We start from the raw sequence: 24695 nt of genomic DNA, 5'->3' as shown, positions 1-24695 counted from the left end.
ACTGGGAACATTTATGACAATACAATAACCTTGTCAGTTTCAAAAAAAAACCCAGTGCCAATCGGCACCGGGTTTTTTCTTTTGCTTCGTATATTTAATCAATCAATATACGCATGGCCTTATTACAGGCTGAACACACTCAATACACCACCCAGGTTTGTCCAGCTAGACAGTGAACGGTAGGCACCAACCGCGCCCAAACCATCAGCATCATTTTCCAGACTTGGGATAGCCATACCGATACCAGCCCAACCACCGACACCTGACAAGATAGAAATGTACTGCTTACCATCATGCTTGTAAGTGTTCACGTTACCGATGATCCCTGATGGCGTTTTAAACCGCCACAGTTCACGGCCTGATTGTGCATCAACCGCTTTTAAATGACCTTCAAGCGTACCGTAAAAAACAACATCCGAAGCGGTCGCTAACGCACCAGACCAGACCGAGAAACGTTCCGGGTTAGACCAAACGATCTTACCTTCGCGTGCATCCCAGGCAATGAAGTTACCCAAGTGTGTACCACCTGGTGCTGGATACATTGCTAATGTCGCGCCCACATACGGCTGACCAGCGACGTATTCCACTTCAAATGGCTCGTAGTCCATGCACACATGGTTTGTTGGTACATAGAACAGGCCTGTACGCGGTGAGTATGCCGCTGGCTGTTGGTCTTTTGTGCCCAATGCTGCCGGACAAATACCTGTCGTATTCACATCCTCACCATTATGGGCAGTGGAGTACTTAGCAACACGATCATGACGACCTGTTTCCAAGCTGACACCATTTGACCAGTTCACCGCTGGATCAAACTTTTCGGCAACCAGCAATTCACCATTCACACGGTCTAACGTATAGGCAAAACCATTGCGGTCAAAATTGACCAACGTCTTACGCATTTTGCCGTTGACTTTTTGGTCAACCAAAATGTTTTCGTTAACACCATCATAGTCCCATTCATCATATGGTGTTTTTTGATAGACCCATTTGGCCATACCGGTATCAAGGTCACGAGCAAAAATTGTCATAGACCATTTATTATCACCAGGACGTTGTACTGGGTTCCAGGTTGATGGGTTACCAGAGCCGTAATAGAACAAATTCAAATCCGGGTCATATGAATACCAACCCCAAGTGGTACCGCCGCCAATTTTCCATTGATCGCCTTGCCAGCTTTTCAGGGATGAGTCCTTGCCAATCGGCTTAAGCATGGTCGTTGTCTTTTCGCCATCAATCAACATTTCGTCATCAGGACCGGTGCTGTAGGCTTTGTAAACAACGTTACCATCTAAGTCATAAGCTTGGACATAACCACGAACACCAAACTCACCCCCTGAAATACCGACAATGATTTTGTCATCAAAAACGTGGGCAGCAGCAGTGCTGGTCGCACCTACTTTCGCATCGTCACGTTTATCCGACCAAACCTCTTCACCAGTCTCCATATCCAATGCCACCAACGTGGTATCAGCCTGATTCAGGAAGATTTTACCGTCAGCATAAGACAGACCACGGTTCACCGTGTCACAACACATGACTGGGACGGTTTCATCGTAGTTTTGGCTTGGCTCATATTTCCATTTGATTGCCCCATCATTGTTCAAATCAAGTGCAAAAACAATGTTTGGAAACGGGGTATGAACATACATCGTACCGTCCATAACCAGTGCATTACCCTCATGACCACGGAGAACCCCTGTGGAGAAGGACCAAGCCATATTCAGATCTTTGACATTCTCTTTATTAATATCAGTCAGGGTGCTGTAGCGGTGATTGGCATAGTTACCTGCCGGCATGACCCATTCGTCATGATTCTTTTGCATTTCCAGCAGTTCATCAGCGGCTACCAGCCCTGGTGCTGCCAGTCCCATCATGGCAATTGATAATGTTTTCAGCTTCATAAAGTTATCCTCTGATTGCTTTTCGTCATTGCACGAAAATTTGAGCACGTATTTCATGCTTAAGAGGCACCATAATCGTAAGCCTTTTTTCAGTCAAGACATTTTCCGAACTTTTTTGTGACTTTTTCCGCGCCAATAGTGGGAATAAATTCCCTATCCCGTAACCTTATGATTTTAAATAAATAATGATCTAATCCCTGCATTGAGATGAAAATGTCACTCCTTTTCAATCCAATTAATCACACGGCGAATTGCGCTTTCAGTGCGCAAACGTCCTGCTAAAGCTAAAGTCAGATCTAACGAAGGTGATACGGTGTTACCCGTCAGAGCAACCCGAACGGGCTGTGCTACTTTTCCCATGCCGACACCAAATGCCTCAGCACAGGCTTTGATTTCGGAGTGAATTAAGGCTGCCTGCCAGTTTGGAAGCGCTTGCAGTCGTGACAAAAAATCACTCAGAATGGGCAAGCTATCTGCGGTAAGATGTTTTTTTGCCGCTTTTTCGTCATATTCCTCAACGTCCTGATAAAAATAACGGCAACTATCAGCCAACTCGACCAGTGTTTTGACACGCTCACGCAACAACACAATGACATCCGTTAATGCCGGGCCATTGCTGATGTCTAAATCACGTTTTTCCAGATGCCATTGCAAGTGTTCCGCAATATAGGCTGGCTCACTGTGTTTAATATAATGCTGATTGAGCCAAATCAGCTTTTCGGTATTGAAACTTGATGCCGCCCGGTTAACATCGTCGATATCAAATAACTGGATCATTTCCTCGCGTGAAAACACTTCTTGATCGCCATGTGACCAGCCTAAACGGACCAGGTAGTTCAACAGCGCTTCTGGCAAGTAGCCTTCATCACGATAACTCATGACACTGACAGCACCATGACGCTTGGACAACCGCGCACCATCATCTCCCAATATCATTGGCACATGGGCAAACACGGGTGGTGTTGCGCCTAACGCATTAAAGATATTAATTTGTCGCGGCGTGTTGTTGATGTGATCATCGCCACGAATCACATGGGTCATGCCCATATCCAGATCATCGACAACAACCGTCAGGTTATAGGTTGGTGTGCCATCCGCTCGCGCAATGATCAGATCATCCAGTTCACTATTATTAAAAGTTACTTCCCCCCGAATCGCATCGCGAAAAGTGACCACACCTGTTAGCGGATTTTTAAAACGAATAACCGGCTCAACGCCTGGACGAGAATCTGTCCGATCCCGCCAGCGCCCATCATAACGTGGCTTTTCTTTATTAGCTCGCTGTTGCTCACGCAATGTTTCCAGCTCTTCCTTGGTGCAATAACAGTAATAGGCATCGCCTTGTGCTAAGAGCTGGGCAATCACTTCTTTATATCGATCAAATCGCTGGGTTTGATAAAAAGGTCCTTCATCATAATCCAAGCCAAGCCAATTCATGCCCTCCAAAATGGCATTAACTGATGCTTCTGTTGAACGCGCCAGATCCGTATCTTCAATTCGCAAAACAAAGCGGCCTCCTTGCTTGCGCGCATACAACCATGAAAACAGCGCTGTACGGGCACCACCAACATGCAAATAACCGGTTGGACTTGGTGCAAATCGTGTACGAATAGTCATGTTTTCCCTCGGCTGACATCAATGTTGAAAAATGCGATATTGTAACAGTATTGGTTCATTTTCCGGAGACACCCAATGAGGGGAAAATCCAGCTTAGTCCTGATGTTAATGTTGTTCAGTAGCGCTTCACATGCGGATGACGCTTACCCCATCAATCAGGTCGCCGATGGCGTTTATTATCATCAAGGCGTGCATGAAGATGCCAACGAAACCAATATGGGTGCCATTGCCAATGTAGGTTTGTTGTTGGTGAACGTTGTGTCGCGGTTATAGATAGCGGTGGCAGTTACCGTGAGGGCACGCACCTTAAACAAGCAATTAAAAGCGTGACCTCACTGCCCGTTTGCTATGTCATTAATACCCATGTTCATCCGGATCATATGCTTGGCAACGCGGCTTTTGACGATGAGCAAACTATTTTTATTGGTCACGAAAAAATGCCGAATGCGATGGCAAGTCGCTTGGCGCATTATCAACGGCAATTTTCTGAAATTCTGGGGTCAGCGTATAATGGCACTGAGTTCATCGGGCCCGATCAGTTAGTCACAACATCAGAACCAACTACACTGGATCTCGGCAACCGGTCGTTATTGCTCACCGCATACACCACAGCGCACACAGATCATGATCTTACCGTTCTGGATCAAAAGACCAATACCCTTTGGACGGGAGACTTATTGTTTCGAGAACGAATACCGGCCTTAGATGGCAGTATTAATGGCTGGATTGCTATATTGGAAAAATTTCAGCAACAATCGTTTCATGCGATTATTCCTGGCCATGGTCCTGCTGCAATAGGCGCAGAGTCGGCTGTTTGGCAACCCATACTGACCTATTTGAAAACAGTTCGAACCGACATTCGCGAAATTATTCAGGATATGGGCACAATTGATCAGGCAACGGAAACTGTTGCTCCCAATGCGTGTTCAAATTGGCAATTGTTTCAACATTATCACCGACGCAATGTGACCGCTGCGTTTGTAGAATTGGAGTGGGAGTAAGCTATGTTATCCATCATGAGTCGTTTATTTTTTCTCAGCATCATGCTGTTTGCAAGCACCGTCAATGCAACTACATCAGAGACAACCGATGAAACCGCCTGGCCTGCCTTAAAACAACATTATTTTGGGGATAAAATTATTCATGTTGCTGAGCCGGAAATGTTGCAACTCGAGGCACCGAAACGGGCTGAAGACGCCGCCGTTGTACCCATTCGCATTAGCTCAAATCTCACACCGACGGAAACGGCTTATATTCAACGACTGCATTTATTTATCGACAACAATCCCATGCCCTACTCGGCAAACTTCCTGTTATCGCCAAAATTAGGTGAAATCGACATCGCCACCCGAGTTCGAGTTGATCGCTACACTCCAATTCGCGCTATAGCAGAAATGAATGATGGTCGTTTGTACATGGTCAGTGATTACATCAAAGCCACGGGGGGATGTAGCGCCCCTGCCGGCAAAGATCCGTCAGCCGCAATGGCACGGTTAGGTAAAATGCAATTACGAATGCGCCCAGTCGTACCGGGAGATATGACACCAGTTCAGCTTATCATCAGCCACCCGAACAATAGCGGCTTGCAAATAGACCAAGCTTCACGAGGTTACATTCCCCCGCATTATGTGGAAAAGATAGATATCCGAGTGGATGATGAATCACTAATTCAATTAGAAAGTGGCATATCAATCAGCGAAGATCCGAGCATTCGTTTTATGTTTACCCCGGAAAAGTCGGGCACGCTGTCTGTTGATGTGACCGACAGTAAAGGTGGCAACTTTACTTTAAATAAAAGCTTTTAATCCCAAAAATATACAGGAACTAATCCTAAAAAAGGTTATCCTAAATAATAGCTAATCATTTTCTTTGGGAGAGAAAGATATGTTTAAACGCTTCTGCTTATTAATAGTCAGCATTTGTGTGTCCTTAACTCTGCCTGCTCAAGCTGACACGCCAAAGGAGCCGATGTGGCCAATATTAAAAGAGATTCATTTTGAGGGACGTGATATCCGAGAGGATGCAAATGATCTGATTAGTCTCGACGCCCCCAAGAGAGCCGAAGATGCCGCAATTGTTCCCATAACGATTAAATTGTTAAAACCGCAAACCGAAACAACCTACATTAAAAACATTCATTTAATTATTGATAATAATCCTGATCCATACTCGGCCAACTTCCATTTAAACCCTGAGATGACTGATGTTGAGATAAGTACTCGTGTTCGCGTTGATCAATATACGGACATGCGTGTTATCGCTGAAATGAACGATAACTCATTGCACATGGTCAGCCGCTTTGTTAAGGCATCTGGAGGTTGTAGCGCGCCTGCGGGGAAAGATGCCGCCGCCGCACAAGCACGACTTGGTCAAATGCAAATTAGAATGCGACAGCCACAACTGAACGAGCCCGTTCATGCTCAAGTTATTGTGAGCCACCCAAATTATAGCGGTTTACAATTTGATCAGAAAAATCGACGCTATATTAATGCACACTATGTGGATCATATTGATATTCAATTTAATGGAAAAAGCTTGATTCAAATTGATGCGGGAATTTCAATTAGCGAAGATCCAAGTGTTCGTTTCGTTTTTACGCCTCGCGAAGAAGGTACGCTTAAGGCTTTTGTAAGGGATAGTAAAGACATGACATTTAACTCTGAAAAAACGATATGAGTTTGAAATAAACATCAAGATTCAAGGCTTTACTTGCGCAAAAAAAATGCCAGTAATGACTGGCATTTTTTTAGTTTTAAAACCTCATTGTAACCGACAATCTTTGTACGCAGCCGCAATGACTTCATCAAATTTGTCGGAGACTTCATTCAATTTCTTATCATCTCGAAATTGCGCGCCTCGATCCGCTGGTAAATTTCGATACATATACCCGGTACTGATATCATCAAACTCGGTTTCAGTAAAAGCAGCGTCAATGGCATCGATAACACAGGAACATTTATAGACACTTTCATAAACATTCATGTCTCCATTAGCAGTCATACAATCCTGAACGTAATGAACTTTAGTCACAGTAGAGAAATCTTGTACATTGTGATCATGAGCCGATCCAATAGTTGGTAATATCATTCCTGTAGCCAAAACTAATACGCTGAATTTCCTCATTTCACTCTTCCTTCATTAATATTATTGAAAACTTGGGACATTGACCTTAAAACTATAGTTCCTTAATCCATAACGCCAACGTTAAACCAGACCACATTCTTTAAGCAACCACTTTCTTAAACTCAATTTTCCCCCGCTTCCTGAGATAAGGTAAAATCCTTACCTAATAACAATTTCAAATAACAGTGTCCGGAAGAAATAACATGAAAAAACTGTTACTGCACCTTGATACCGACCCTGTCGCAAGCACATTTGATCAGGCTGTAGCTTACGACTCTGGTGTCGATAACATCATCGCCCATGGTAATGCGACTAGAGATAATGTGACGTCGCATGTTCACGGTATGATTTTTACCCGTGGCGGTAAAAACCTCAAAAATAGCGCTATTTTCATTGGAGGATCCAATGTCGCTGCCAGCGATCGTGTTGGTGACGCCGTAAAAAATGCTTTTTTTGGGCCAGTCCGGGTTTCCGTGATGCTCGATCCTAACGGCTCTAATACAACGGCCGCCGCGATTGCGCGCAAAGTCATGAACAACTATGACATCCGAGGCAAGAAAGTAGTTATTTTGGGTGCCGGACCGGTTGGCCAACGCACTGCACTATATCTTTTACAAGAAGGGGCGGGAGAAGTGGTACTGACCTCGCGTAGTCTTGAACGCAGCAAATCAACCGCTGCTCAGATGAAAAAGGCTTATCAAGTCGATGTCATTCCCGGTGAAACGCGCAGCGATGAAGCTGTCGCAAAATTACTAGCCGATACGCACGTTGCCATCGCTGCGGGTCCTGCTGGTGTTTGTATCGTTCCCGAAACGGTCTGGCAGCAGAGTAAGTCATTGGAAGTCATTGCGGATGTGAACGCTGTGCCACCGCTTGGCGTAGAGGGCCTGGAAGTCATGGATGACGGGGTAGAAAAACAGGGAGTTCGTTTTTATGGTGCCATTGCTATTGGTAATTTCAAGATGAAAATTCACCGTGGCGCTATCGCTTCCCTGTTTGAGAGCAATGATGTTTTTCTCGATGAAACCACGCTCTATGATATTGCCTGCAAGATCGATAAAGCATCTTAAACATGAATAATGGTTCTGTCCTGCGAGTAGCCTCATGATAACAGTGACTGCGCCAGCGCGATTACACCTGGGTTTTCTGGATCTGGGCGCGAACCTTGGGCGTCGTTACGGCAGCATTGGGATGGCTATCGACAGCCATCGAGTCAGACTACAAGTGCATCCTGGTGATCACCTGCAAATCACTGGTCAGGCAAATGAAGCGATAGGTTTGAAGGTTCAGACATTGGCGGAGCAGATTATTGCCCGACTTCAGCAACACCGTCCAGGCCAGTCAATATCACCGCATATTCAATTGCAAGAAATGATTCCCGAACATGCCGGATTAGGCTCAGGGACGCAACTTGCCATTTCGCTCGGTCATGCACTGGCAGCATTTTATGGTGTCACCTTAAACAGCAGTCAAATTGCCCAACTGACAGGACGAGGCAAACGTTCTGGTATCGGTATTAATACCTTTGAGCGTGGTGGTTTTGTCGTTGATGGCGGACTCGCAGATAGCAGCGATGTACCGCCCTTGTTAATGCATCATGCTTTTCCGGAATCCTGGCGAATTTTGCTCATTATGGATCCGCATTACCAAGGCGTGCATGGTCAAGCTGAAAAAAAGGCTTTTACCACACTGCCACGATTTTCAGCGACTGACAGCCAAGCAATCTGTCACCTCACATTGATGCAATTATTGCCTGCGCTGGTTGAGGCTAATATTGATGCATTTGGCGCCGCGATTACTGATATTCAATCCTTAATCGGTGAATATTTCGCGCCAGCACAAGGTGGTCAATTTACCAGTCCTCGCGTCGCACAACTCCTGCATCTTGCACGAAATATGGGGCATCGAGGCATTGCGCAAAGCTCTTGGGGGCCGACTGGCTGTGTTTTTGTCGATAGCCCCGAAGCGGCTACAACGCTTAAAGCGGCACTTGAGGCGCAATGCCAGCAAACGGAAATGCGAGGTTTGCAATTTCATGTTACCGCTGCCACCCAAAAACCCGCTCAAATTATCCGTGATTGTCCGGAAACCCCATTTACTCAATTAAGGAGTCACCATGGCTAAACGTCCCATTATTCATATGCTTAACCCCATGAAGCATAATAGTCCTTTCGACATCAATATGGCACTGGATGCCGGCTACGATGCCTTAATCCCTTATAGTCATGTCGAGCTTAAAGAGGTGGCAGGGCTGACTCAGGATGCGATTTTTTTCTCGTGGTCCTGCCGGCGTAAAAAAAACCGGCATGTTTATCGGTGGACGGGATATTGGACTGGCAATGGATATGCTGGATGCTGCCAAAAAAGCGATGTCGCCGCCCTTTGAAATTTCTGTGATGGCTGATCCCAGTGGCGCGTTCACAACTGCTGCAGCACTGGTCGCCTGTGTCGAACGTGAGTTAAAAAAGCATTTCAATCAGGATTATAAAAATTGTAAAGCCGTGGTCTTTGGTGGCACCGGTCCTGTCGGTCTGGCCACAGCTGTCATTGCCGCTCAGCAAGGCACTGACACGACGATTGTCGATCATTTTTCGATTGATACCGCGTTGGAACTTGCTGCAGAAATGAAAAAACGTTATGGCGTTGATCTAAAAGCAACTACCGCCGCTTCTGATGCGGATAAGGCGCGTTTGCTCAGTACCGCTGACGTCGTTTTCTGCACTGCTAAAGCAGGTGTACAAGTGCTCAGTGCTTCCGTACTTGAAGACGCAAGAAACCTTAAGGTTGCCGGTGATGTAAACGCGGTGGCGCCACTTGGTATCGAAGGACTGGAATTGATGCATGATGGCGAGCCACTCAAATTTGCGACCAATGCTCCAGATGCCGTAGGTATTGGTGCTCTGGCGGTCGGTAATATTAAATATAAATTACAGCAGGCCTTGCTCAAGGAAACTCTGGAGAGTGATAAAGCTGTTTACCTCGATTTTCGCAATGCCTTTGATGGGGCGCGAAAGCTGGTTTGACGTCTGACCTGTAAACCCCGTCTACTCATTATCGGCCAAAGCGGCCGGTTTTTCGCTGAAGCCGCAACACGTTCAGGCTACTCTGTTCGTGTTGCGGATGCCTTTGGCGATACAGATACCCGTGCGGTCGCGGACAAATGGTTACCGCTGCCTGACCTGGCAGTAGATAATTCTGAAGAACTTAATGAATGCATTGCGCAATTATCAGATCAGCAGCCGGCAACCCTTATCTTTACAACCGGTTTTGAAGCACTGTTCGATATTGTTCTGCCAGCATACCTTCGGCTTGCCAATACGCTACCAGCACACTGTTTGCCCCATCTGAGGCATCCGGCTTGGCAAAAATTAACGCAGTCTCTGAATATCGCAACACCTGACACGCAGCTAACCCCGCCTACAGATCCTCAACACTGGCTGATAAAACGCTGGCCTGCTTGGGGCGGCACACACATTTTTCCTGCAAATCGTTGTCTTGAAAATCAGGAATATTATCAACGCCGGCTCCAGGGACGCAGCGCCTCAGTATTATTTTTAGCCAATGGTCAGCGCTGTCAGATCATGAGTTTTAATGAACAGATCTGTCGCAATACATCCCAACATGACTTTCAATTACTGGCCATCACCAATCAGCTGGATTTAGACACTGCGCAGCAACGATTGCTAACTGATTATTGCCAACAACTGACCGAAGCGCTGTCATTGCGCGGCTTTTGTTCGCTGGATTTTATAATAGATAAGCAAGGCCAGATTCATATTCTGGAAATCAATCCACGTCCTTCCGCCAGCATGCAATGCCTGCCAATCACGTGGCCCCTGATTCAATGGCATCTCGATGCTTGTCAGGGACAACTGCCAAGCCTGCCAGCGCTGCCAGTTTGTCCGCCCCAGCTACTCTATTATTGTTTTACGGCAAGACCTATTCGCATCCCAGACCAGTTTAACTGGCCGGCTAACTGTCATGATTTACCACCGGTTGGACAGCGGATTCCTGAGAACCATATTTTGTGCAGCTTTCTTTATCCCGTAAAGACGTCGCTTGCTGCACTTTTACCTTACTGTCATCGCTTGGCAACAGAACTGCAAATACAATGTCTGAACTATTGAAAAGGACATCAGCAACACCATTTACATCACAACAATAATAATTTGTCGGAGAAAATAACAATGACACGCATAATGCTTTTTTTAGGGACCAATATCGCGGTACTGGCAGTGCTCAGTTTCACCATGCGATTATTTGGCATTGATGGCATGCTCGACGCGCAAGGTGGATTAGATACTAATTCCCTGCTCATTATGGCTGCCATCATGGGCTTCAGTGGTTCGATTATCTCCTTATTGATATCGAAATGGACGGCAAAACGTCTGACCGGTGCCCAAGTCATTCAACAGCCTCGCAATCGCACAGAGCAATGGCTACTTGATACTGTAGCCCGTCAAGCAAAGCAAGCGGGGATCGGCATGCCCGAAGTCGCGATTTACAATGCCCCCGAACCCAATGCTTTCGCTACGGGTGCCAACCGTAACAATGCATTGGTTGCTGTAAGTACGGGGTTAATGCAGGCCATGACTGAAGAGGAAGTGGAAGCTGTGCTGGCCCATGAAGTTAGTCATATTGCCAACGGTGATATGGTGACCATGGCATTAATTCAAGGTGTAGTGAACACCTTTGTGATCTTCTTGTCCCGAGTTGTCGGTCACTTGGTTGATCGTGTTGTGTTTAAAACGGAAAACGGCCATGGCCCGGCATTTTGGATAACCTCCATCATCGCGGAGCTGGTGCTGGGTATTCTGGCCAGTATTATCGTGATGTGGTTTAGTCGCCAACGCGAATATCGTGCTGATGCCGGCGCTGCCAGCCTGGTGGGTGCTCCCAAGATGATTGCTGCACTTAAACGCCTCGCCGGCACCAGTACCGAACCGTTACCGGATCAACTGCATGCTTTTGGCATATCGGGCGGTCGCGGCGGCTTAAGTGCACTGTTTATGACCCATCCACCACTGGCATCGCGAATTGAAGCACTGCAACAGTGATCATTGTGAATAAGTCTGATACGAGGAGGATACTTACCTCGTATCAGGCCTCATCATCAAAGTTATAGTAGAGTTCCGCTGCAGGCTCTTGGATGTAGTAGCCTTGCGCATAATCGACGCCAAATCGCCACAACAGGGCCAAACTGTTTGCGTCCGAGACAAATTCCGCAATGCAATATTTTTTCGCTTGGCGGGCCATTTCAATAATAGCTTTAACTGCAGTCTGATTTTCAGGGTCCTGAGCCATATTCTCAACAAAGTTACCGTTAATTTTCAGATAATCAACGTCCAGTATCGTCAAACTATGGGAGAAGTCGATACCACTGCCAAAATGCTCCAAACCAAACTCGCAACCAATTTCCTTCAGACGACTGATGGTTTGTTTACTTTGTTCCAGATTATCAACCGCAGCGGTTTCACTAATCTCGAATACCAGTGCGCTTCCCTTGATGTCATGCGCTTGCAATGTGGCAGATAACCAATCCACAAAGCCGGTTTCATGCAGTGTTTGCTCTGACAACTTGATAAAGAAACGGGTTTTAGGATGCGGGATCTGAACTTGTTTCAGGCTTTGTAATGCCTGTCGTATCACCCATTTATCTACTTCGGCCATGATCTCCAAAGTCGCCGCAGACGCAATAAAATCATCTGCCTTTATTGTTTTTCCGGAAGGCAGGGTGAGTCTTAATAAGACTTCATATAATTCTTGCTCTGGACCATGAAGACTGATAATAGGTTGAAAATTAAGGAAAAAGTTATTTTCCTTAAGCGCTGACTGCAGCACTGTCTGCCACTGCTGGGCGGATGCCGAAGCGGTCTCCGTGTCTGGTTGATAGCGGGCCACTTGATTGCCGCCACTTCGCTGCGCACGAACGCAAGCTCTGTCCGCGTTTTCCAATGCCGCTGCAGCACTGGCAATATTCTCTGTAATACGACTGATACCGATACTGCAGTGCAGATCAATAATTTTGCCATTCGCCTGAGACACATAATCATCAACCACGCGTCGATAGATTTCAGCGCGCTGATCGACTTCACGCTCATTCGCGCTAGGCACAATCACTGTAAAAACCTGATCGGCATAACGGCCTAACACTTCGCCTTCAATGAGAGTACGGCGCAGCAGCTCCGCGATGCTTTTGATCACGACATCACTGGTGCCAAGACCAACCTGGGCTTTGATGGCCTGGAAATCATCAAGCACGATAAATAGCAATTCAGCATCACCGCGCCCCTCTGCTGCAGCACTAATCGCTTTTTCCATTTCATCTTCAAATCGGGCACGGCTATACAGCCCGGTCAATAAATCATGATCCCGCAGCAGTTGTAATTTGTTGCTATCGTCACTCGACACCGATTCATCGCGAATAACGACCTGTGTGCAATCTTCGCCTTCAACTCGCGCATGGGAAAATTCGATATTGGCGCTGAATCTGTGTCCTTCCTCTTTTAAACACTGCACGGCCACAGTTTGAGGTAAGGCATCGGCGGTTTCGGTAAACTGACGAAACACCGCTTTAAATTTATTGTGATCTTCTGCCGCAATCAAATCGAGGATCGGCAGGCCATCAATATCTTCTGCTTCTTCATAACCAAATAGATTCAAATATGCCCGATTAACATAAATATGCATGCCTTCATGCATATAGGCTACCGCATCACGCGAACTTTCTAACAACGCCTGAGAACGTTTTTCACTCTCGCGCAAAGCACGTTCATTTCGCCGCGCCAAACGGCGCACCTGTAAACTGGTAATTTCTCGCGCCGCCGCAAATTGCAATCGCTCCACATCCTGATAGCTGACCACATCATGGGCACCGCCATGAAACAGTGCTGGCAATAATGTGAGATCCTGACAAAGCACGATACAAGGTAAATCTTTACCTAACCGCTGTGCCAGATTAATGATGTCCAGTGGCGGTAAACTTGGCAGATGATCACGGCAAATTAACAAATCCCAGGTTTGATTACTCAGTACCTGCTCCAGCGCATCGAATCGATCCTCTCGGTTTGCTCTAACCGCATGGCCTGCACTACGTAACACATTAATGACCGCCTCACTATCAGTCAGCGAATCATCCACAATCAGTAACCGCAGGATGCCTTCAGATCGTGCCACTGTTAATCCTTTTTATCCCGTTTTAGGGTAACTGCCGGCGGCAATCCCTCCAGCTCTGTCATTGTTGCCGTCATCCACATTTCTGCCTGATGGTTAATTTCGGCCGCTGATTGATCCTTCGTCTCAATACTGGCGCCAATAACCATCTTAATCACCCCCGGGTGTTTTAAAAAGCCCCGTTTCGGCCAGCAATAACCGGCATTATGCGCAACAGGCACCACCGGTACACCAGCTTCAACCGACAACCTTGCGCCACCAATACCAAAACGCCCTTGCTGCCTTACCGGTATGCGCGTGCCTTCTGGAAAAACCACTACCCAAATCCCTTGTTTTAGCCGTTGTTTGCCTTGTTCAATGATCTGCGATAATGCCTGCCGACCTGCTTTTCGATCAATGGCAATCGGCTTTAAAGATGCCAGCCCCCAGCCAAAAAACGGGATCCATAGTAATTCTCGCTTTAATACCCAAACCTGTGGCGGAAAGACTGCCTGCAAAGCTAACGTTTCCCAAGCAGATTGATGCTTACATAAAATCACGCAGGCTTGCTCGGGAATATGCTCTGCGCCAGTGACTTCCAATCGCACGCCACAAACCCAGCGCAATAACCAGATATTCCAGACAGCCCAACGGCTAATCGCGCGGTATCGCCATGAAAAGGGTAGCGGCCAGAGCAGCACACTCAGACATGAAAACAGTATCGCTGTCAGACAATAACAGACAAAAAACAGCGACGATCGCAACCAAATCATCAATCTTGATCCAGCAGCGCATCCACGACTGCGGCCAAATCGTCATAAACTGCCACCTTATCTGGTATGCCGGCCTCTAAGGTTTGCATACCTTTGCCGGTTCGGACCAGAATGGGCCTTGCCCCGGCTGCCTCGGCTGCCTGGAGATCTCTGAGTGAGTCCCCCACCGCCGGCACCTGCGCCAGATTTAAGCGCAAGCGATGTGCTAGATCCAAAAACATGCCTGGATTCGGTTTGCGGCAAGGACTATCAACATCCGGGCCATCTGGGCAAAACAATATTGCCTCAATACGCCCCCCCACCTGAGACAGCATCCGACGCATTTTGCTGTGGATACGATTCAGCATCTCCACATCAAGTAACCCTCGACCTATGCCAGACTGATTGGTAATAATCACAACCCGATAGCCAGCCTGATTCAAACGGGCTATCGCTTCCAGACTCCCTTCAATCGGCTCCCACTCTGCTGGCGATTTGATAAACGCCAGCGAGTCGTGATTAATCACACCATCACGGTCCAGAATAATCAGCGACATAAGTGGCTCCGTTTATTGTTGTAAACAGGAAATATCCGCGACACCCAAAAATAGTGTTCGGATTTGATTGAGCAAGGCTAACCGGTTTTGACGAACGGCGTCATCATCAGCCATGACCATCACCTCATCAAAAAACTGATCGATAGGTGCTTGAAGTGTTGCCAGCGTTTGCAAGATTTGTTGGTAATCATTGCCCATCGCCGCCACTGCGGTTGTGGTCTCCGCAACAACGCTAGCCAGTTTTTGCTCGGCAGCTTCCTCCAGCAAAACAGCCTGAACTGGTTGAATGACATCAACAGCATCATTTTTGCGCAAAATATTATCAATGCGCTTATTCGCGGCCGCTAATGCACCAGACTCTGGCAATTGTCGGAAATACTTGACTGCTTCCAGACGTTGCATGAAGTCCAACGGTCGACTCGGCGCCAAAGCCAATACCGCATCAAAAGCATCGGCAGTATGACCATTGTCTAACACATAGCCACGTAAACGCTCGAATAAATAGTGTTGAACTTGCTGAGCGGTGTTTTTTTCCGTCAACTTGTCAGTCAATCCGGCAACGGCAGTTGTCAGCAAGTCACCGAGATCCAAGTCACGCTGTTTTTCGATCAGGATACGTAATACCCCCAATGCAGCGCGTCGCAAGGCGAAGGGATCTTTGGTACCAGATGGGGGTTGACCAATACCAAACAGCCCAACCAACGTATCCAGTTTTTCAGCCAGACTCACTGACTGGCCAATTGCATCGGCAGGTAAATCATCTCCGGCGAAGCGTGGCATGTATTGCGCATCTAACGCCGTGGCCACGGCTTCCTGCTCACCATCCAACAGTGCATATTGACGCCCCATGATGCCTTGCAGCTCGGGAAACTCACCCACCATTTCCGTAACCAAATCACATTTGGCTAACTCAGCGGCACGTTTTGCCAATGCCGCATCGGCAGCCATGTGCTGCGCAATATGACTTGCTAATGAAGCAACACGTTGCGATTTATCGTAAATCGAACCCAATTGATGTTGAAACACGATGGATTTCAGCTGCTCCTGACGCGATGCCAGTGGCTGCTTGCGATCGGTATCCCAGAAAAACGCCGCATCACTAAGCCGCGGCCGAATCACCCGTTCATTACCGGCAATCACCTGCGCGGTATCCTGGCTTTCAATATTACTGACCGTAATAAAGTTCGCCAGCAATTCACCCGCCTGATTCTGTACCGGAAAATATTTTTGATGGCCCTGCATTGATGAAATCAATGCTTGAGCTGGCAATGATAAAAAGCGCTCATCAAAGCTGCCGGCAATCGCCACTGGCCACTCCACCAGCCCGGTTACTTCATCAAGTAAATCAGCATCAATAATAGCTTCGCCGCCAAGCTCTTCAGCTAGCCTAACCACTTGCTGGCGAACCTTATCTCGACGCTCGGCGAAGTCAGCGATAACATAACCGGTGTTGGCCAATTGTGCAGCATAGCTTCGAGCACTATCTATGCGAATAGCATCCGGAAAATGGAAACGATGGCCGTAACTCACTCTATCCGCTTCGGTATCCAGCAATGTCGCTGGCACCACGACATCCCCCAACAACATCACTAACCAATGTACCGGCCGGACAAACTCGGCATCCGAGTTGCCCCAGCGCATCCGCTTGGCGATGGGTAAGGCATCAAGCGCCTGTTGCATAATCTGTGGTAACAATACGGTCGCCGGCAAACCAGACTCTTGCTGACGATAGACCAGCCATTTGCCTTTGTCTGTTTCCAGGGTTTCCAACGCATCAATACGGGTGTTGCACGACTTGGCAAAGCCTTGCAGTGCTTTGGTCGGTTGCCCCTCTTCATCAAAGGCAGCCGCCACAGCCGGCCCGCGCCGTTCAACCTGGCGGTCTGCCTGTCGGGTTTGCAAATCAAAAACGGTCACGGCTAATCGACGCGGCGCTGCGTAAACATGCGTTTCAGAAAAGGCTAATTCGGCCGCCTTTAATCCCTGCTCAACGGCTTGTAACAACGCTTTGCTTAGTTTCTGCAAGGTAGTTGGCGGTAGCTCTTCTGTGCCGAGTTCAAATAAAAAGTCCTGCTGACTCATGCGCTGGCCTCCTGTGATGCCATCATCGGAAAGCCTAACGACTCGCGTCGGTCATAATAAGCCTGCGCAACAGCACGCGCCAAAGTCCGTACTCGTAGGATAAAACGTTGCCGCTCAGTGACGGAAATCGCTCTGCGCGCATCCAGAAGGTTAAATGTATGCGATGCTTTTAGCACCATTTCATAAGCAGGCAGTGGTAACCCTGCAGCAATCATGCGTTCACTTTCCTTTTCACAGGTATCAAACAGTGAGAACAAATGCGCCGTATCGGCATGTTCAAAATTATAGGCCGACATTTCGACTTCATTTTGCAGAAACACGTCGCCATAAGTGACTTTTCCTAAAGGACCATCAGCCCACACCAAGTCGTAGACGCTTTCCACCCCTTGCAGATACATGGCAATCCGTTCCAGTCCATAGGTGATTTCACCGGTTACCGGTTTACATTCCAGACCGCCAACCTGTTGAAAATAGGTAAATTGCGTGACCTCCATGCCATTTAGCCAGACTTCCCAACCCAGTCCCCAGGCACCCAGCGTAGGTGATTCCCAGTTATCTTCAACGAAACGAATATCATGCACCGAAGTATCAATACCTAACATTCGTAAAGAGCCAAGATACAGTGCCTGTATTTCTAATGGCGACGGTTTAATCACCACCTGAAACTGGTAATAATGCTGTAGCCGGTTCGGGTTTTCACCATAGCGACCATCCGTAGGTCGGCGTGATGGTTGCACATAGGCGGCACTCCAGGGTTCCGGCCCAATCGCTCGCAGAAAGGTTGCGGGGTGAAAAGTCCCAGCCCCGACTTCCATGTCATATGGCTGCAGCAATACACAGCCTTGTTCAGCCCAGTACTGTTGCAATCGCAAAATCAGTTCCTGAAAGGTTTTTGGCGTAGCCGCCGACACCGCCGGTTCAGTCATCAGAACTCTCTTTATGATTGAATTATAAAATGTCGTGATTATAGCGAATCTGAGGCCGGCTTGTAGAGCTGACAATGTGTCACTGTTACCGAGGTGACGACAATTCAGCCAATTGATTACGTTACAATAGCCGAGGCGTGTCTCCTTTTCATCGCTGCCGAGTGATCAATATGAAAGATAGACGCGCCCCAGATCACAAACAGGAAATCAAAGCATGACCAGACGTATTGGCATCGTGATGGATCCGATTCAGGACATCAACACCAAAAAAGACAGTAGCTTCGCCATGATGCTGGCCGCTCAAGCTCGCGGCTGGCAACTCTTTTATATTCAACAAGATGACCTGTTTTTACGGGAAGGCAAGGTCATGGCAAACCTGACGGCAGTTTCAGTGCGAGATGATCCGAGCGACTGGCATCAATTGCAGGAAACGCAAATCAGCAGACTCAACAGCCTCGATGCGATCTTGATGCGTAAAGATCCGCCTTTCGATATGGAATATATCTACAGTACGTATCTGTTAGAGCAAGCTCAAGCGGAGGGCGTATTAATCGTCAACGATCCGCAGAGCCTGCGTGATGCCAATGAAAAATTATTTACCGCCTGGTTTCCGGATTGCTGTCCGCCCACACTGGTAACGCGCCAAAAATCCCTGATGCGTGAGTTTCAGGCTGACTATGGCGATATCATTATTAAACCGCTCGATGGCATGGGTGGGGCATCTATATTTCGGGTCATGCAAGGTGACCCCAATTTTTCAGTCATTGTTGAAACCCTGACCGAAAAAGGCACAAAATCCGTGATGGTACAGCAGTATCTGCCGGCTATCCGTGAGGGTGACAAACGTATTTTGCTGATCAATGGTGAACCGATTCCGTATGCCTTGGCCCGTATTCCCGCTGAAGGAGAAACACGCGGTAATCTGGCGGCCGGCGGCCGCGCCGAGGGACGTCCTCTGACAGAGAGAGACCGCTGGATTTGTCAGCAAGTTGGGTCAAAATTACGTGAAAAAGGATTAATCTTCGTTGGTTTAGACGTCATTGGTGATTATTTAACCGAAATTAATGTCACCAGTCCGACCTGTATTCGTGAATTAGACAAATTATTTGACCTAGATATTGCCGATCAATTAATGGATGCCATTGAGGCCAAACTATGCGACTGATTTTATTGTGGGTTAGCCTCGTATTGCTAACAGCCTGCCAAGACAGTACGACTCAACAAGCGAAAATTTTCGCTTTTGGCACGGAAATCGACATCAGTATTTACAATGAAGACAGGGCGACATTTGAACAGGCGATAACGGACTTGGAAACAACTTTTACCGGCGTCAATGACCTTTGGCATGCCTGGCAACCCAGTCTGCTAACAGAAATCAATGCTGCCATTGCTGCTGGTGAACCGATTGCTGTTGACGAAAATGTCGCTGAGGTCATTGCTCAGGCACAAGCCTTGGCTAAAGACAGTGAACAACTTTTTAATCCGGCAGCGGGTCAGCTATTTAGTTTATGGGGATTTGAACAAGACGACTGGTTCAGTTCCCGACCGCCCCCCCAATCCTCTGCCATCAATGCTTGGCTGGCCGCCGCCCCGGATATGACTGACATTGTGATCCGAGAGGATCAGTTATACAGCGACAACCCCATGGCCAAACTCGGCTTTGGTGGCTTTGCCAAAGGTTACGCTGTTGATGCGGCTATCGACCTGCTCAAGGCACGACAAATTGATAACGCCATTGTCAATATTGGTGGTGATTTACGTGCTATCGGTCAGCATGGGCGTCGCGCCTGGAATATTGGTATTCGACACCCTCGGCAAGAAGGGGTTTTGGCGTCTGTGGAAGTCAGGCATGACGAGAGTGTATTTAGCTCTGGAGATTACGAACGTTTTTTCGAATATGATGGTAAACGTTACTCTCATATACTTGATCCGCGTAGCGGTTATCCCGCGGATCAAGCCATGTCAGTCACCGTGATTGATAACAATGCGGCCAGAGCCGATGCGGCTGCCACAGCCTTGTTTGTTGCCGGCAACGATTGGCCCAAACTGGCGGCGAAAATGGGACTAGAAGCAGTCATGCTGGTAACGGCTTCCGGTCAACTGGAGCTGAGTCCAGTTATGGCAGAACGAATAAAGATAATTAACTATGACGGCGAACCGCGGATTCGATCTATCCGCTAGACTGGAAACGTACGATGGCACAAGCTGACAACAATGACTGTCTGATATGGATGCTGCTGTTATCCGTCTTGCTGCATGTCATTATTGTCCTGAATGTCAGCTTTAATGTCTTTTCGCCACCCACCAATGCCCCTGAAAATACGCTGGATATCACCCTTGTCAAACAACAGACCCTCGATCAACCCGAGCAAGCCGATTTTTTAGCGCAAGCGAATAATCTGGGTGGTGGCATACAGGAAAAACCGGAGCCAGAACCCGAACCGCTGCCATTAGTACCGGTTGACAGACCCTTGCCTGAACCTGAGCCAGAGGCATCCCCACCGGCCGTGCTTGAACAGGTGTCCGATTCACCTATACCCGAAGCACCGACACCCATTGAACCTGCAGCAGAGCCAGCCCCCGAACCAGAACCGGTTGTCGAACCAAAACCTGTTGTTACTCCGCCCGCCGAGACACCAACGGTCGCTTCCGAAAAAATCACAACAGATAGCGCATCAGAACAAGTGGAAAGTGTGGATGCTGCCTCTGCAGCGCACGACAATGCTGTACCAGAATCCGTGCCGCCCAGACCGAGTGCACAAGAATTAATTGCCCGGGCAAAAACCAATATTGATGACCTGCAAAATCAATTGGCTAAAAACAGTAACGTACTGAGTAATAAGCCCAAAAAACGGCGCATTTCAGCAGCGACCAAAGAGTTCACCGCTGCGGCTTACATGCGTGCGTGGGAAAGAAAAGTCGAACGGCTTGGCAATATGAATTATCCGCAGGCGGCGCGCGATCAAAATATCAACGGCAGTCTGATGTTATCAGTTGATATTCGCCCTGATGGCAGTGTGCCAGCCGATGGTATTGTTGTATCGCGATCTTCCGGGCATCAGGTGCTGGATGAGGCCGCAATTAAAATCGTCCGTATGGGCGCGCCTTATGCCAATATCCCTGACGATGTGCTGAAAGGTAATGACATGTTGACCATTATCCGAACCTGGAAATTTGAGACTCAGCGCGGCTTATCTGCGCGCTAATCCTTGGCAGGCATTAATAAATCGTAGCCAAGCTGGGCTTTATTCACTGGGTTATCTCGCAGTGGCAACGCCGTTTTCAACTGCTGCGCCAACGTGGATAACACCGTTAACTCACCGTGGCGTAGCTCCAACTCGATTTCATGGATCGGCGTCTGTCGGCCACCAGCTTTGACCCATCCGCGATCATAAGCCAGCTCGACCAAGGTATCGTCAATCTGTAAGTCCCAAGTGACACGGGTAAACTGCGTACTGAAAATACAACCAAGACGCCGCCATTTTCCCGGATCATCGACAATGGGCGCCAGCGGTGTTTGGCGCAATAAGGCCTGATCAAATTCTCCGGTTAACAAAGGCTGATCCCATTCCTCACGCTGATGTAATCCGGCTTTGACCTGCCCAGCTGTTTTTACCGTCTGCACCCACTGGCCTTCGACCTGACGTAACCGCAGCGCGATACGCTGATCTCGTAGCGTAAACTCTGGCGTATCGTAATAATCGGTTCGTAATGCCTGTGTTTTTTGCTTGGTTACTGATGACTGTAACCAATCCAACGCAGCAAGATCGATTTCTGTGTCTTGCAAGACGGCCAATTTAATTTCTTGTTCCAGACTCATGACAGCAATGCCTTGAGGTAATGTCCTGTATGTGAGTGGGTAACCTTGGCAACCTCTTCCGGTGTGCCACTACAAATAACCTGACCACCACCAGACCCACCTTCCGGCCCCATATCGATGATCCAGTCAGCCGTTTTGATGACATCCAGATTATGCTCAATGACGACGATGGTGTTACCCCGATCACGCAAGTGATGCAGTACTTTCAGCAATTGTTCAATATCAAAAAAGTGCAGTCCGGTTGTCGGTTCATCAAGAATATACAATGTTTTACCAGTATCGCGCTTGGACAATTCCTTCGCCAGCTTGACGCGTTGCGCCTCACCGCCCGACAGGGTCGTCGCGTTCTGTCCTAACTTGATATAGGTCAGCCCCACATCAATCAACGTCTGTAATTTTTTTGCCACCACCGGAATATTTTCAAAGAACACATTGGCTTCTTCGATAGTCATGTCCAGCACTTCGGTAATGGTTTTCCCTTTGTACCGAATATCCAGCGTTTCGCGGTTATAGCGCTGTCCTTTACACACGTCACAAGGCACATAAATATCAGGCAGAAAATGCATTTCCACCTTGATCAGGCCATCTCCCTGACAGGCTTCACAACGCCCACCTTTAACATTAAAACTGAAACGTCCCGGCCCATAGCCACGGGAACGCGCTTCAGGCGTTCCAGCAAATAATTCGCGAATGGGCGTAAACAAACCGGTATAGGTTGCAGGATTAGAGCGCGGTGTCCGACCAATCGGGCTTTGATTTATGGCAACGACTTTGTCCAGCTGCTCCAAACCCAGTATTTCAGTATGTGGTGCCGGTTCATCTGAAGCACCATTCAAGGTTTTGGCAGTCAGCTTTAGCAGCGTTTCATTGATTAATGTTGACTTACCGCTACCGGAAACACCGGTAACACAAGTCATTAAACCAATGGGAATATCGACATCAACCTGTTTCAGGTTATTGCCACAAGCGCCGCGCAACCCAATAACTTTTCCGGCATGGGCTGATTCCCGGCTGGCAGGAACCGCAATTTGACGACGGCCCGACAAATACTGCCCGGTGAGCGAATGCTCACTTTTCATAATGTCGTCTGGCGAACCCTGAGCAACAATAGCGCCACCATGCACACCCGCCCCCGGGCCAATATCCAAAACATAATCCGCACTGCGAATGGCATCTTCATCATGCTCAACCACAATCACCGTATTGCCCAAATCACGCAATCGCGTCAGCGTGGCCAGCAGCCGATCATTATCACGTTGATGCAAGCCGATAGAGGGTTCGTCCAATATGTACATGACTCCGACCAAACCCGCGCCAATCTGACTGGCTAAACGAATCCGTTGCGCCTCACCACCTGACAAAGTTTCTGCACTGCGGGCTAGCGTTAGATAATCCAGGCCGACATTGACCAGAAAGCTTAGTCGCGCACTGATTTCATGGATGATTTTGCCCGCGATTTCGGCACGCTGCCCAGTCAAACGCAACTGTTCAAAGAAGGTTTTGGCTTCACCAATTGGCAAGGCAGTAATCGCCGGTAAATTGGTTTCATTAATAAAGACATGCCGTGCCGCTTCATTCAGCCGTGCACCCTGACACTCTGGGCAGGTTCGCACTGAGTGAAACCGTGCCAGTTCTTCTCGAACACTGCCCGAATCCGTTTCATGATAACGACGTTGCAGATTGGGAATAATGCCCTCAAAACGATGCTTACGCGTCATGCGTCGGCCACGGTCTGTGAAGTAACTAAAATCAATTTCTTCTCGGCCACTACCATGCAAAATGATTTGCCTAATAGCTTCAGGCAACGCGTCAAAGGGTTGCTCGAGATCAAATTGGTAATGCGTCGCCAAAGCATGCAACATTTGATAATAGTAGGCATTACGCCGATCCCAGCCACGAATGGCACCATCCGCCAAACTGAGCTCGGGATGGGCAACCACACGCGCTGGATCAACAAATTGCTTAACGCCTAAACCATCACATGTCGGACAAGCGCCAGCCGGGTTGTTAAAAGAAAACATCCGTGGTTCCAGCTCAGCAATGGAATACCCACATGTACTACAGGCAAACTTTGCAGAAAACAGCATGACGTCATCCGCATCGTCCATCGACACCACTTTAGCGACGCCATCTGCCAGTTTGAGCGCCGTTTCAAATGACTCCGCCAAGCGCTGCTGAATATCTTCTCGCACCTTAAACCGATCGACGACGGCTTCAATGGTATGTTTTTTTCGTAATTCCAACTCGGGTGGATTGTCGAGTTCAATCACCTCACCATTCACTCTTGCACGCACAAAGCCCTGCGCCCGTAATTCTTCCAGTAAATCTCGGTGTTCGCCTTTACGATCCTGAATGACCGGCGCCAACAGCATCAGTCGTTTTCCTTCAGGCAACGCCAGTACGCTATCCACCATCTGACTGACGGTTTGCGCGGCTAAGGGTTGATCATGCGTGGGACAACGTGGCTCACCAGCGCGCGCAAAAAGCAAACGGAGATAATCGTAGATCTCGGTAATCGTGCCGACCGTTGACCGAGGATTATGCGAGGTCGATTTCTGTTCAATAGAAATTGCGGGTGATAAACCTTCAATATGATCGACATCCGGCTTTTCCATCATCGACAAAAATTGCCGCGCATAAGCAGAAAGTGACTCGACATAACGACGCTGTCCCTCTGCATACAGGGTGTCAAACGCCAGCGAAGATTTGCCGGACCCGGACAAACCGGTAATGACGATCAAGGCATCACGCGGCAACTCCACATC

At 48.1% G+C, this 24695-nt stretch carries 22 protein-coding genes and 1 pseudogene; 12 read left to right on the top strand and 11 right to left on the bottom strand.

The genetic code is table 11. The annotated features are described in order from the left end of the window. Window positions 1-122: 122 nt before the first annotated feature. Together Q7C_RS10585 and gltX are read right to left on the bottom strand one after the other, a co-directional pair. The gene (locus Q7C_RS10585; protein ID WP_014704764.1) at window positions 123-1901 is read right to left on the bottom strand and encodes a methanol/ethanol family PQQ-dependent dehydrogenase; all 1779 of its coding nucleotides are present in this window, start codon (window positions 1899-1901) and stop codon (window positions 123-125) included. A 216-nt stretch (window positions 1902-2117) separates the two neighbouring features. Further along, window positions 2118-3518 carry a glutamate--tRNA ligase gene (gene gltX, locus Q7C_RS10580; RefSeq protein WP_014704763.1) on the bottom strand — a complete coding sequence of 467 codons (1401 nt, stop codon included), beginning with the start codon at window positions 3516-3518 and terminating at the stop codon, window positions 2118-2120. 75 nt (window positions 3519-3593) lie between these two features. Between gltX and Q7C_RS13900 the strand changes: the two genes are divergently transcribed. From Q7C_RS13900 to Q7C_RS10565, 4 genes are all read left to right on the top strand, one after another. Continuing rightward, window positions 3594-3791, top strand: a complete 198-nt coding sequence (locus Q7C_RS13900) for a hypothetical protein (RefSeq protein ID WP_238532316.1) — start codon at window positions 3594-3596, stop codon at window positions 3789-3791. After that, window positions 3788-4519, top strand: coding sequence for a quinoprotein relay system zinc metallohydrolase 2 (locus Q7C_RS10575; RefSeq protein ID WP_083839465.1), 732 nt, complete (start codon window positions 3788-3790; stop codon window positions 4517-4519). The genes Q7C_RS13900 and Q7C_RS10575 overlap by 4 nt, the downstream gene beginning before the upstream one ends. A gap of 15 nt (window positions 4520-4534) precedes the next feature. Beyond that, entirely contained in the window at window positions 4535-5323 is a 789-nt protein-coding gene (locus Q7C_RS10570; RefSeq protein ID WP_238532315.1) for a quinoprotein dehydrogenase-associated SoxYZ-like carrier, read from the top strand. Window positions 5324-5402: 79 nt separating this feature from the next. Beyond that, window positions 5403-6194 carry a quinoprotein dehydrogenase-associated SoxYZ-like carrier gene (locus Q7C_RS10565; RefSeq protein WP_014704759.1) on the top strand — a complete coding sequence of 264 codons (792 nt, stop codon included), beginning with the start codon at window positions 5403-5405 and terminating at the stop codon, window positions 6192-6194. 84 nt (window positions 6195-6278) lie between these two features. Here the strand turns inward: Q7C_RS10565 and Q7C_RS13895 are convergent, their stop codons facing one another. Further along, window positions 6279-6500: a hypothetical protein gene (locus Q7C_RS13895; RefSeq protein WP_014704758.1), complete on the bottom strand. Its 222-nt coding sequence runs from the start codon at window positions 6498-6500 to the stop codon at window positions 6279-6281. A 344-nt stretch (window positions 6501-6844) separates the two neighbouring features. Between Q7C_RS13895 and Q7C_RS10555 the strand changes: the two genes are divergently transcribed. The 3 genes and pseudogenes from Q7C_RS10555 to Q7C_RS10545 all read left to right on the top strand — a co-directional run bounded on the left by Q7C_RS10555 (window position 6845) and on the right by Q7C_RS10545 (window position 9664). Further along, the gene (locus tag Q7C_RS10555) at window positions 6845-7711 is read left to right on the top strand and encodes an NAD(P)-dependent methylenetetrahydromethanopterin dehydrogenase (protein WP_014704757.1); all 867 of its coding nucleotides are present in this window, start codon (window positions 6845-6847) and stop codon (window positions 7709-7711) included. A gap of 34 nt (window positions 7712-7745) precedes the next feature. Then, window positions 7746-8765 carry a beta-ribofuranosylaminobenzene 5'-phosphate synthase family protein gene (locus Q7C_RS10550; RefSeq protein ID WP_041366703.1) on the top strand — a complete coding sequence of 340 codons (1020 nt, stop codon included), beginning with the start codon at window positions 7746-7748 and terminating at the stop codon, window positions 8763-8765. Further along, window positions 8758-9664: pseudogene (locus tag Q7C_RS10545) on the top strand (NAD(P)-dependent methylenetetrahydromethanopterin dehydrogenase). Before Q7C_RS10550 ends, Q7C_RS10545 begins: the two are co-directional and overlap by 8 nt. 232 nt (window positions 9665-9896) lie before the next feature. On the opposite strand, the gene Q7C_RS13705 reads toward Q7C_RS10545, so the two are convergent. After that, window positions 9897-10037 (bottom strand): hypothetical protein, encoded by a 141-nt coding sequence (locus tag Q7C_RS13705; protein ID WP_014704754.1) that lies wholly within the window; start codon window positions 10035-10037, stop codon window positions 9897-9899. Between Q7C_RS13705 and Q7C_RS10540 the strand changes: the two genes are divergently transcribed. Both Q7C_RS10540 and htpX read left to right on the top strand, forming a co-directional pair. Continuing rightward, window positions 9977-10768 carry an ATP-grasp domain-containing protein gene (locus Q7C_RS10540; protein ID WP_041366702.1) on the top strand — a complete coding sequence of 264 codons (792 nt, stop codon included), beginning with the start codon at window positions 9977-9979 and terminating at the stop codon, window positions 10766-10768. The genes Q7C_RS13705 and Q7C_RS10540 overlap by 61 nt on opposite strands. A 60-nt stretch (window positions 10769-10828) precedes the next feature. Then, complete coding sequence (gene htpX, locus Q7C_RS10535) at window positions 10829-11698, top strand: protease HtpX (RefSeq protein ID WP_014704751.1); 870 nt, start codon at window positions 10829-10831, stop codon at window positions 11696-11698. A gap of 43 nt (window positions 11699-11741) precedes the next feature. Here the strand turns inward: htpX and Q7C_RS10530 are convergent, their stop codons facing one another. From Q7C_RS10530 to glyQ, 5 genes are read right to left on the bottom strand one after another with little or no spacing between them, the layout of a single operon-like run. After that, complete coding sequence (locus Q7C_RS10530; RefSeq protein WP_014704750.1) at window positions 11742-13817, bottom strand: EAL domain-containing response regulator; 2076 nt, start codon at window positions 13815-13817, stop codon at window positions 11742-11744. 2 nt (window positions 13818-13819) lie between these two features. Continuing rightward, window positions 13820-14566 carry a lysophospholipid acyltransferase family protein gene (locus Q7C_RS10525; protein ID WP_014704749.1) on the bottom strand — a complete coding sequence of 249 codons (747 nt, stop codon included), beginning with the start codon at window positions 14564-14566 and terminating at the stop codon, window positions 13820-13822. After that, window positions 14566-15102, bottom strand: a complete 537-nt coding sequence (gene gmhB / locus Q7C_RS10520; RefSeq protein ID WP_014704748.1) for a D-glycero-beta-D-manno-heptose 1,7-bisphosphate 7-phosphatase — start codon at window positions 15100-15102, stop codon at window positions 14566-14568. Before gmhB ends, Q7C_RS10525 begins: the two co-directional genes overlap by 1 nt. Window positions 15103-15114: 12 nt before the next feature. Next, window positions 15115-17184, bottom strand: a complete 2070-nt coding sequence (gene glyS / locus Q7C_RS10515) for a glycine--tRNA ligase subunit beta (RefSeq protein ID WP_014704747.1) — start codon at window positions 17182-17184, stop codon at window positions 15115-15117. After that, window positions 17181-18110, bottom strand: coding sequence for a glycine--tRNA ligase subunit alpha (gene glyQ, locus Q7C_RS10510; protein ID WP_014704746.1), 930 nt, complete (start codon window positions 18108-18110; stop codon window positions 17181-17183). Before glyQ ends, glyS begins: the two co-directional genes overlap by 4 nt. 214 nt (window positions 18111-18324) lie before the next feature. Here glyQ and gshB point away from each other — a divergent pair, with 214 nt between their 5' ends. From gshB to Q7C_RS10495, 3 genes are read left to right on the top strand one after another with little or no spacing between them, the layout of a single operon-like run. Next, window positions 18325-19275, top strand: coding sequence for a glutathione synthase (gene gshB / locus Q7C_RS10505; RefSeq protein WP_014704745.1), 951 nt, complete (start codon window positions 18325-18327; stop codon window positions 19273-19275). Further along, window positions 19266-20291 (top strand): FAD:protein FMN transferase, encoded by a 1026-nt coding sequence (locus Q7C_RS10500; RefSeq protein ID WP_014704744.1) that lies wholly within the window; start codon window positions 19266-19268, stop codon window positions 20289-20291. Before gshB ends, Q7C_RS10500 begins: the two co-directional genes overlap by 10 nt. Window positions 20292-20305: 14 nt before the next feature. Next, window positions 20306-21316 carry an energy transducer TonB gene (locus Q7C_RS10495; protein ID WP_014704743.1) on the top strand — a complete coding sequence of 337 codons (1011 nt, stop codon included), beginning with the start codon at window positions 20306-20308 and terminating at the stop codon, window positions 21314-21316. On the opposite strand, the gene Q7C_RS10490 is transcribed toward Q7C_RS10495, so the two are convergent. Next, window positions 21313-21930 carry a CYTH domain-containing protein gene (locus tag Q7C_RS10490; RefSeq protein WP_014704742.1) on the bottom strand — a complete coding sequence of 206 codons (618 nt, stop codon included), beginning with the start codon at window positions 21928-21930 and terminating at the stop codon, window positions 21313-21315. The two genes, Q7C_RS10495 and Q7C_RS10490, sit on opposite strands and share 4 nt — an antisense overlap. Beyond that, entirely contained in the window at window positions 21927-24692 is a 2766-nt protein-coding gene (gene uvrA, locus Q7C_RS10485) for an excinuclease ABC subunit UvrA (RefSeq protein WP_420795002.1), read from the bottom strand. The genes Q7C_RS10490 and uvrA overlap by 4 nt, the downstream gene beginning before the upstream one ends. Window positions 24693-24695: the final 3 nt, after the last annotated feature.

This window comes from Methylophaga frappieri (assembly GCF_000260965.1).
In the GTDB taxonomy this organism is placed as follows: Bacteria; Pseudomonadota; Gammaproteobacteria; order Nitrosococcales; family Methylophagaceae; genus Methylophaga; species Methylophaga frappieri.
Note: the sequence above shows the minus strand (reverse complement) of the source record. Positions and strands in the feature narration are given on the sequence as shown.

What these genes read in the sequence shown, in the direction of transcription:
- Q7C_RS10525 (WP_014704749.1), bottom strand. Translation starts at nt 14,566, where the DNA reads ATGATTTGGTTGCGATCGTCGCTGTTTTTTGTCTGTTATTGTCTGACA.
- Q7C_RS10550 (WP_041366703.1), top strand. Translation starts at nt 7,746, where the DNA reads ATGATAACAGTGACTGCGCCAGCGCGATTACACCTGGGTTTTCTGGAT.
- gltX (WP_014704763.1), bottom strand. Translation starts at nt 3,518, where the DNA reads ATGACTATTCGTACACGATTTGCACCAAGTCCAACCGGTTATTTGCAT.
- Q7C_RS13895 (WP_014704758.1), bottom strand. Translation starts at nt 6,500, where the DNA reads ATGAATGTTTATGAAAGTGTCTATAAATGTTCCTGTGTTATCGATGCC.
- Q7C_RS10500 (WP_014704744.1), top strand. Translation starts at nt 19,266, where the DNA reads ATGCGACTGATTTTATTGTGGGTTAGCCTCGTATTGCTAACAGCCTGC.
- Q7C_RS10585 (WP_014704764.1), bottom strand. Translation starts at nt 1,901, where the DNA reads ATGAAGCTGAAAACATTATCAATTGCCATGATGGGACTGGCAGCACCA.
- Q7C_RS10565 (WP_014704759.1), top strand. Translation starts at nt 5,403, where the DNA reads ATGTTTAAACGCTTCTGCTTATTAATAGTCAGCATTTGTGTGTCCTTA.
- glyQ (WP_014704746.1), bottom strand. Translation starts at nt 18,110, where the DNA reads ATGACTGAACCGGCGGTGTCGGCGGCTACGCCAAAAACCTTTCAGGAA.
- Q7C_RS10495 (WP_014704743.1), top strand. Translation starts at nt 20,306, where the DNA reads ATGGCACAAGCTGACAACAATGACTGTCTGATATGGATGCTGCTGTTA.
- Q7C_RS10570 (WP_238532315.1), top strand. Translation starts at nt 4,535, where the DNA reads ATGAGTCGTTTATTTTTTCTCAGCATCATGCTGTTTGCAAGCACCGTC.
- gmhB (WP_014704748.1), bottom strand. Translation starts at nt 15,102, where the DNA reads ATGTCGCTGATTATTCTGGACCGTGATGGTGTGATTAATCACGACTCG.
- Q7C_RS10490 (WP_014704742.1), bottom strand. Translation starts at nt 21,930, where the DNA reads ATGAGTCTGGAACAAGAAATTAAATTGGCCGTCTTGCAAGACACAGAA.
- Q7C_RS10555 (WP_014704757.1), top strand. Translation starts at nt 6,845, where the DNA reads ATGAAAAAACTGTTACTGCACCTTGATACCGACCCTGTCGCAAGCACA.
- glyS (WP_014704747.1), bottom strand. Translation starts at nt 17,184, where the DNA reads ATGAGTCAGCAGGACTTTTTATTTGAACTCGGCACAGAAGAGCTACCG.
- Q7C_RS13900 (WP_238532316.1), top strand. Translation starts at nt 3,594, where the DNA reads ATGAGGGGAAAATCCAGCTTAGTCCTGATGTTAATGTTGTTCAGTAGC.
- gshB (WP_014704745.1), top strand. Translation starts at nt 18,325, where the DNA reads ATGACCAGACGTATTGGCATCGTGATGGATCCGATTCAGGACATCAAC.
- htpX (WP_014704751.1), top strand. Translation starts at nt 10,829, where the DNA reads ATGACACGCATAATGCTTTTTTTAGGGACCAATATCGCGGTACTGGCA.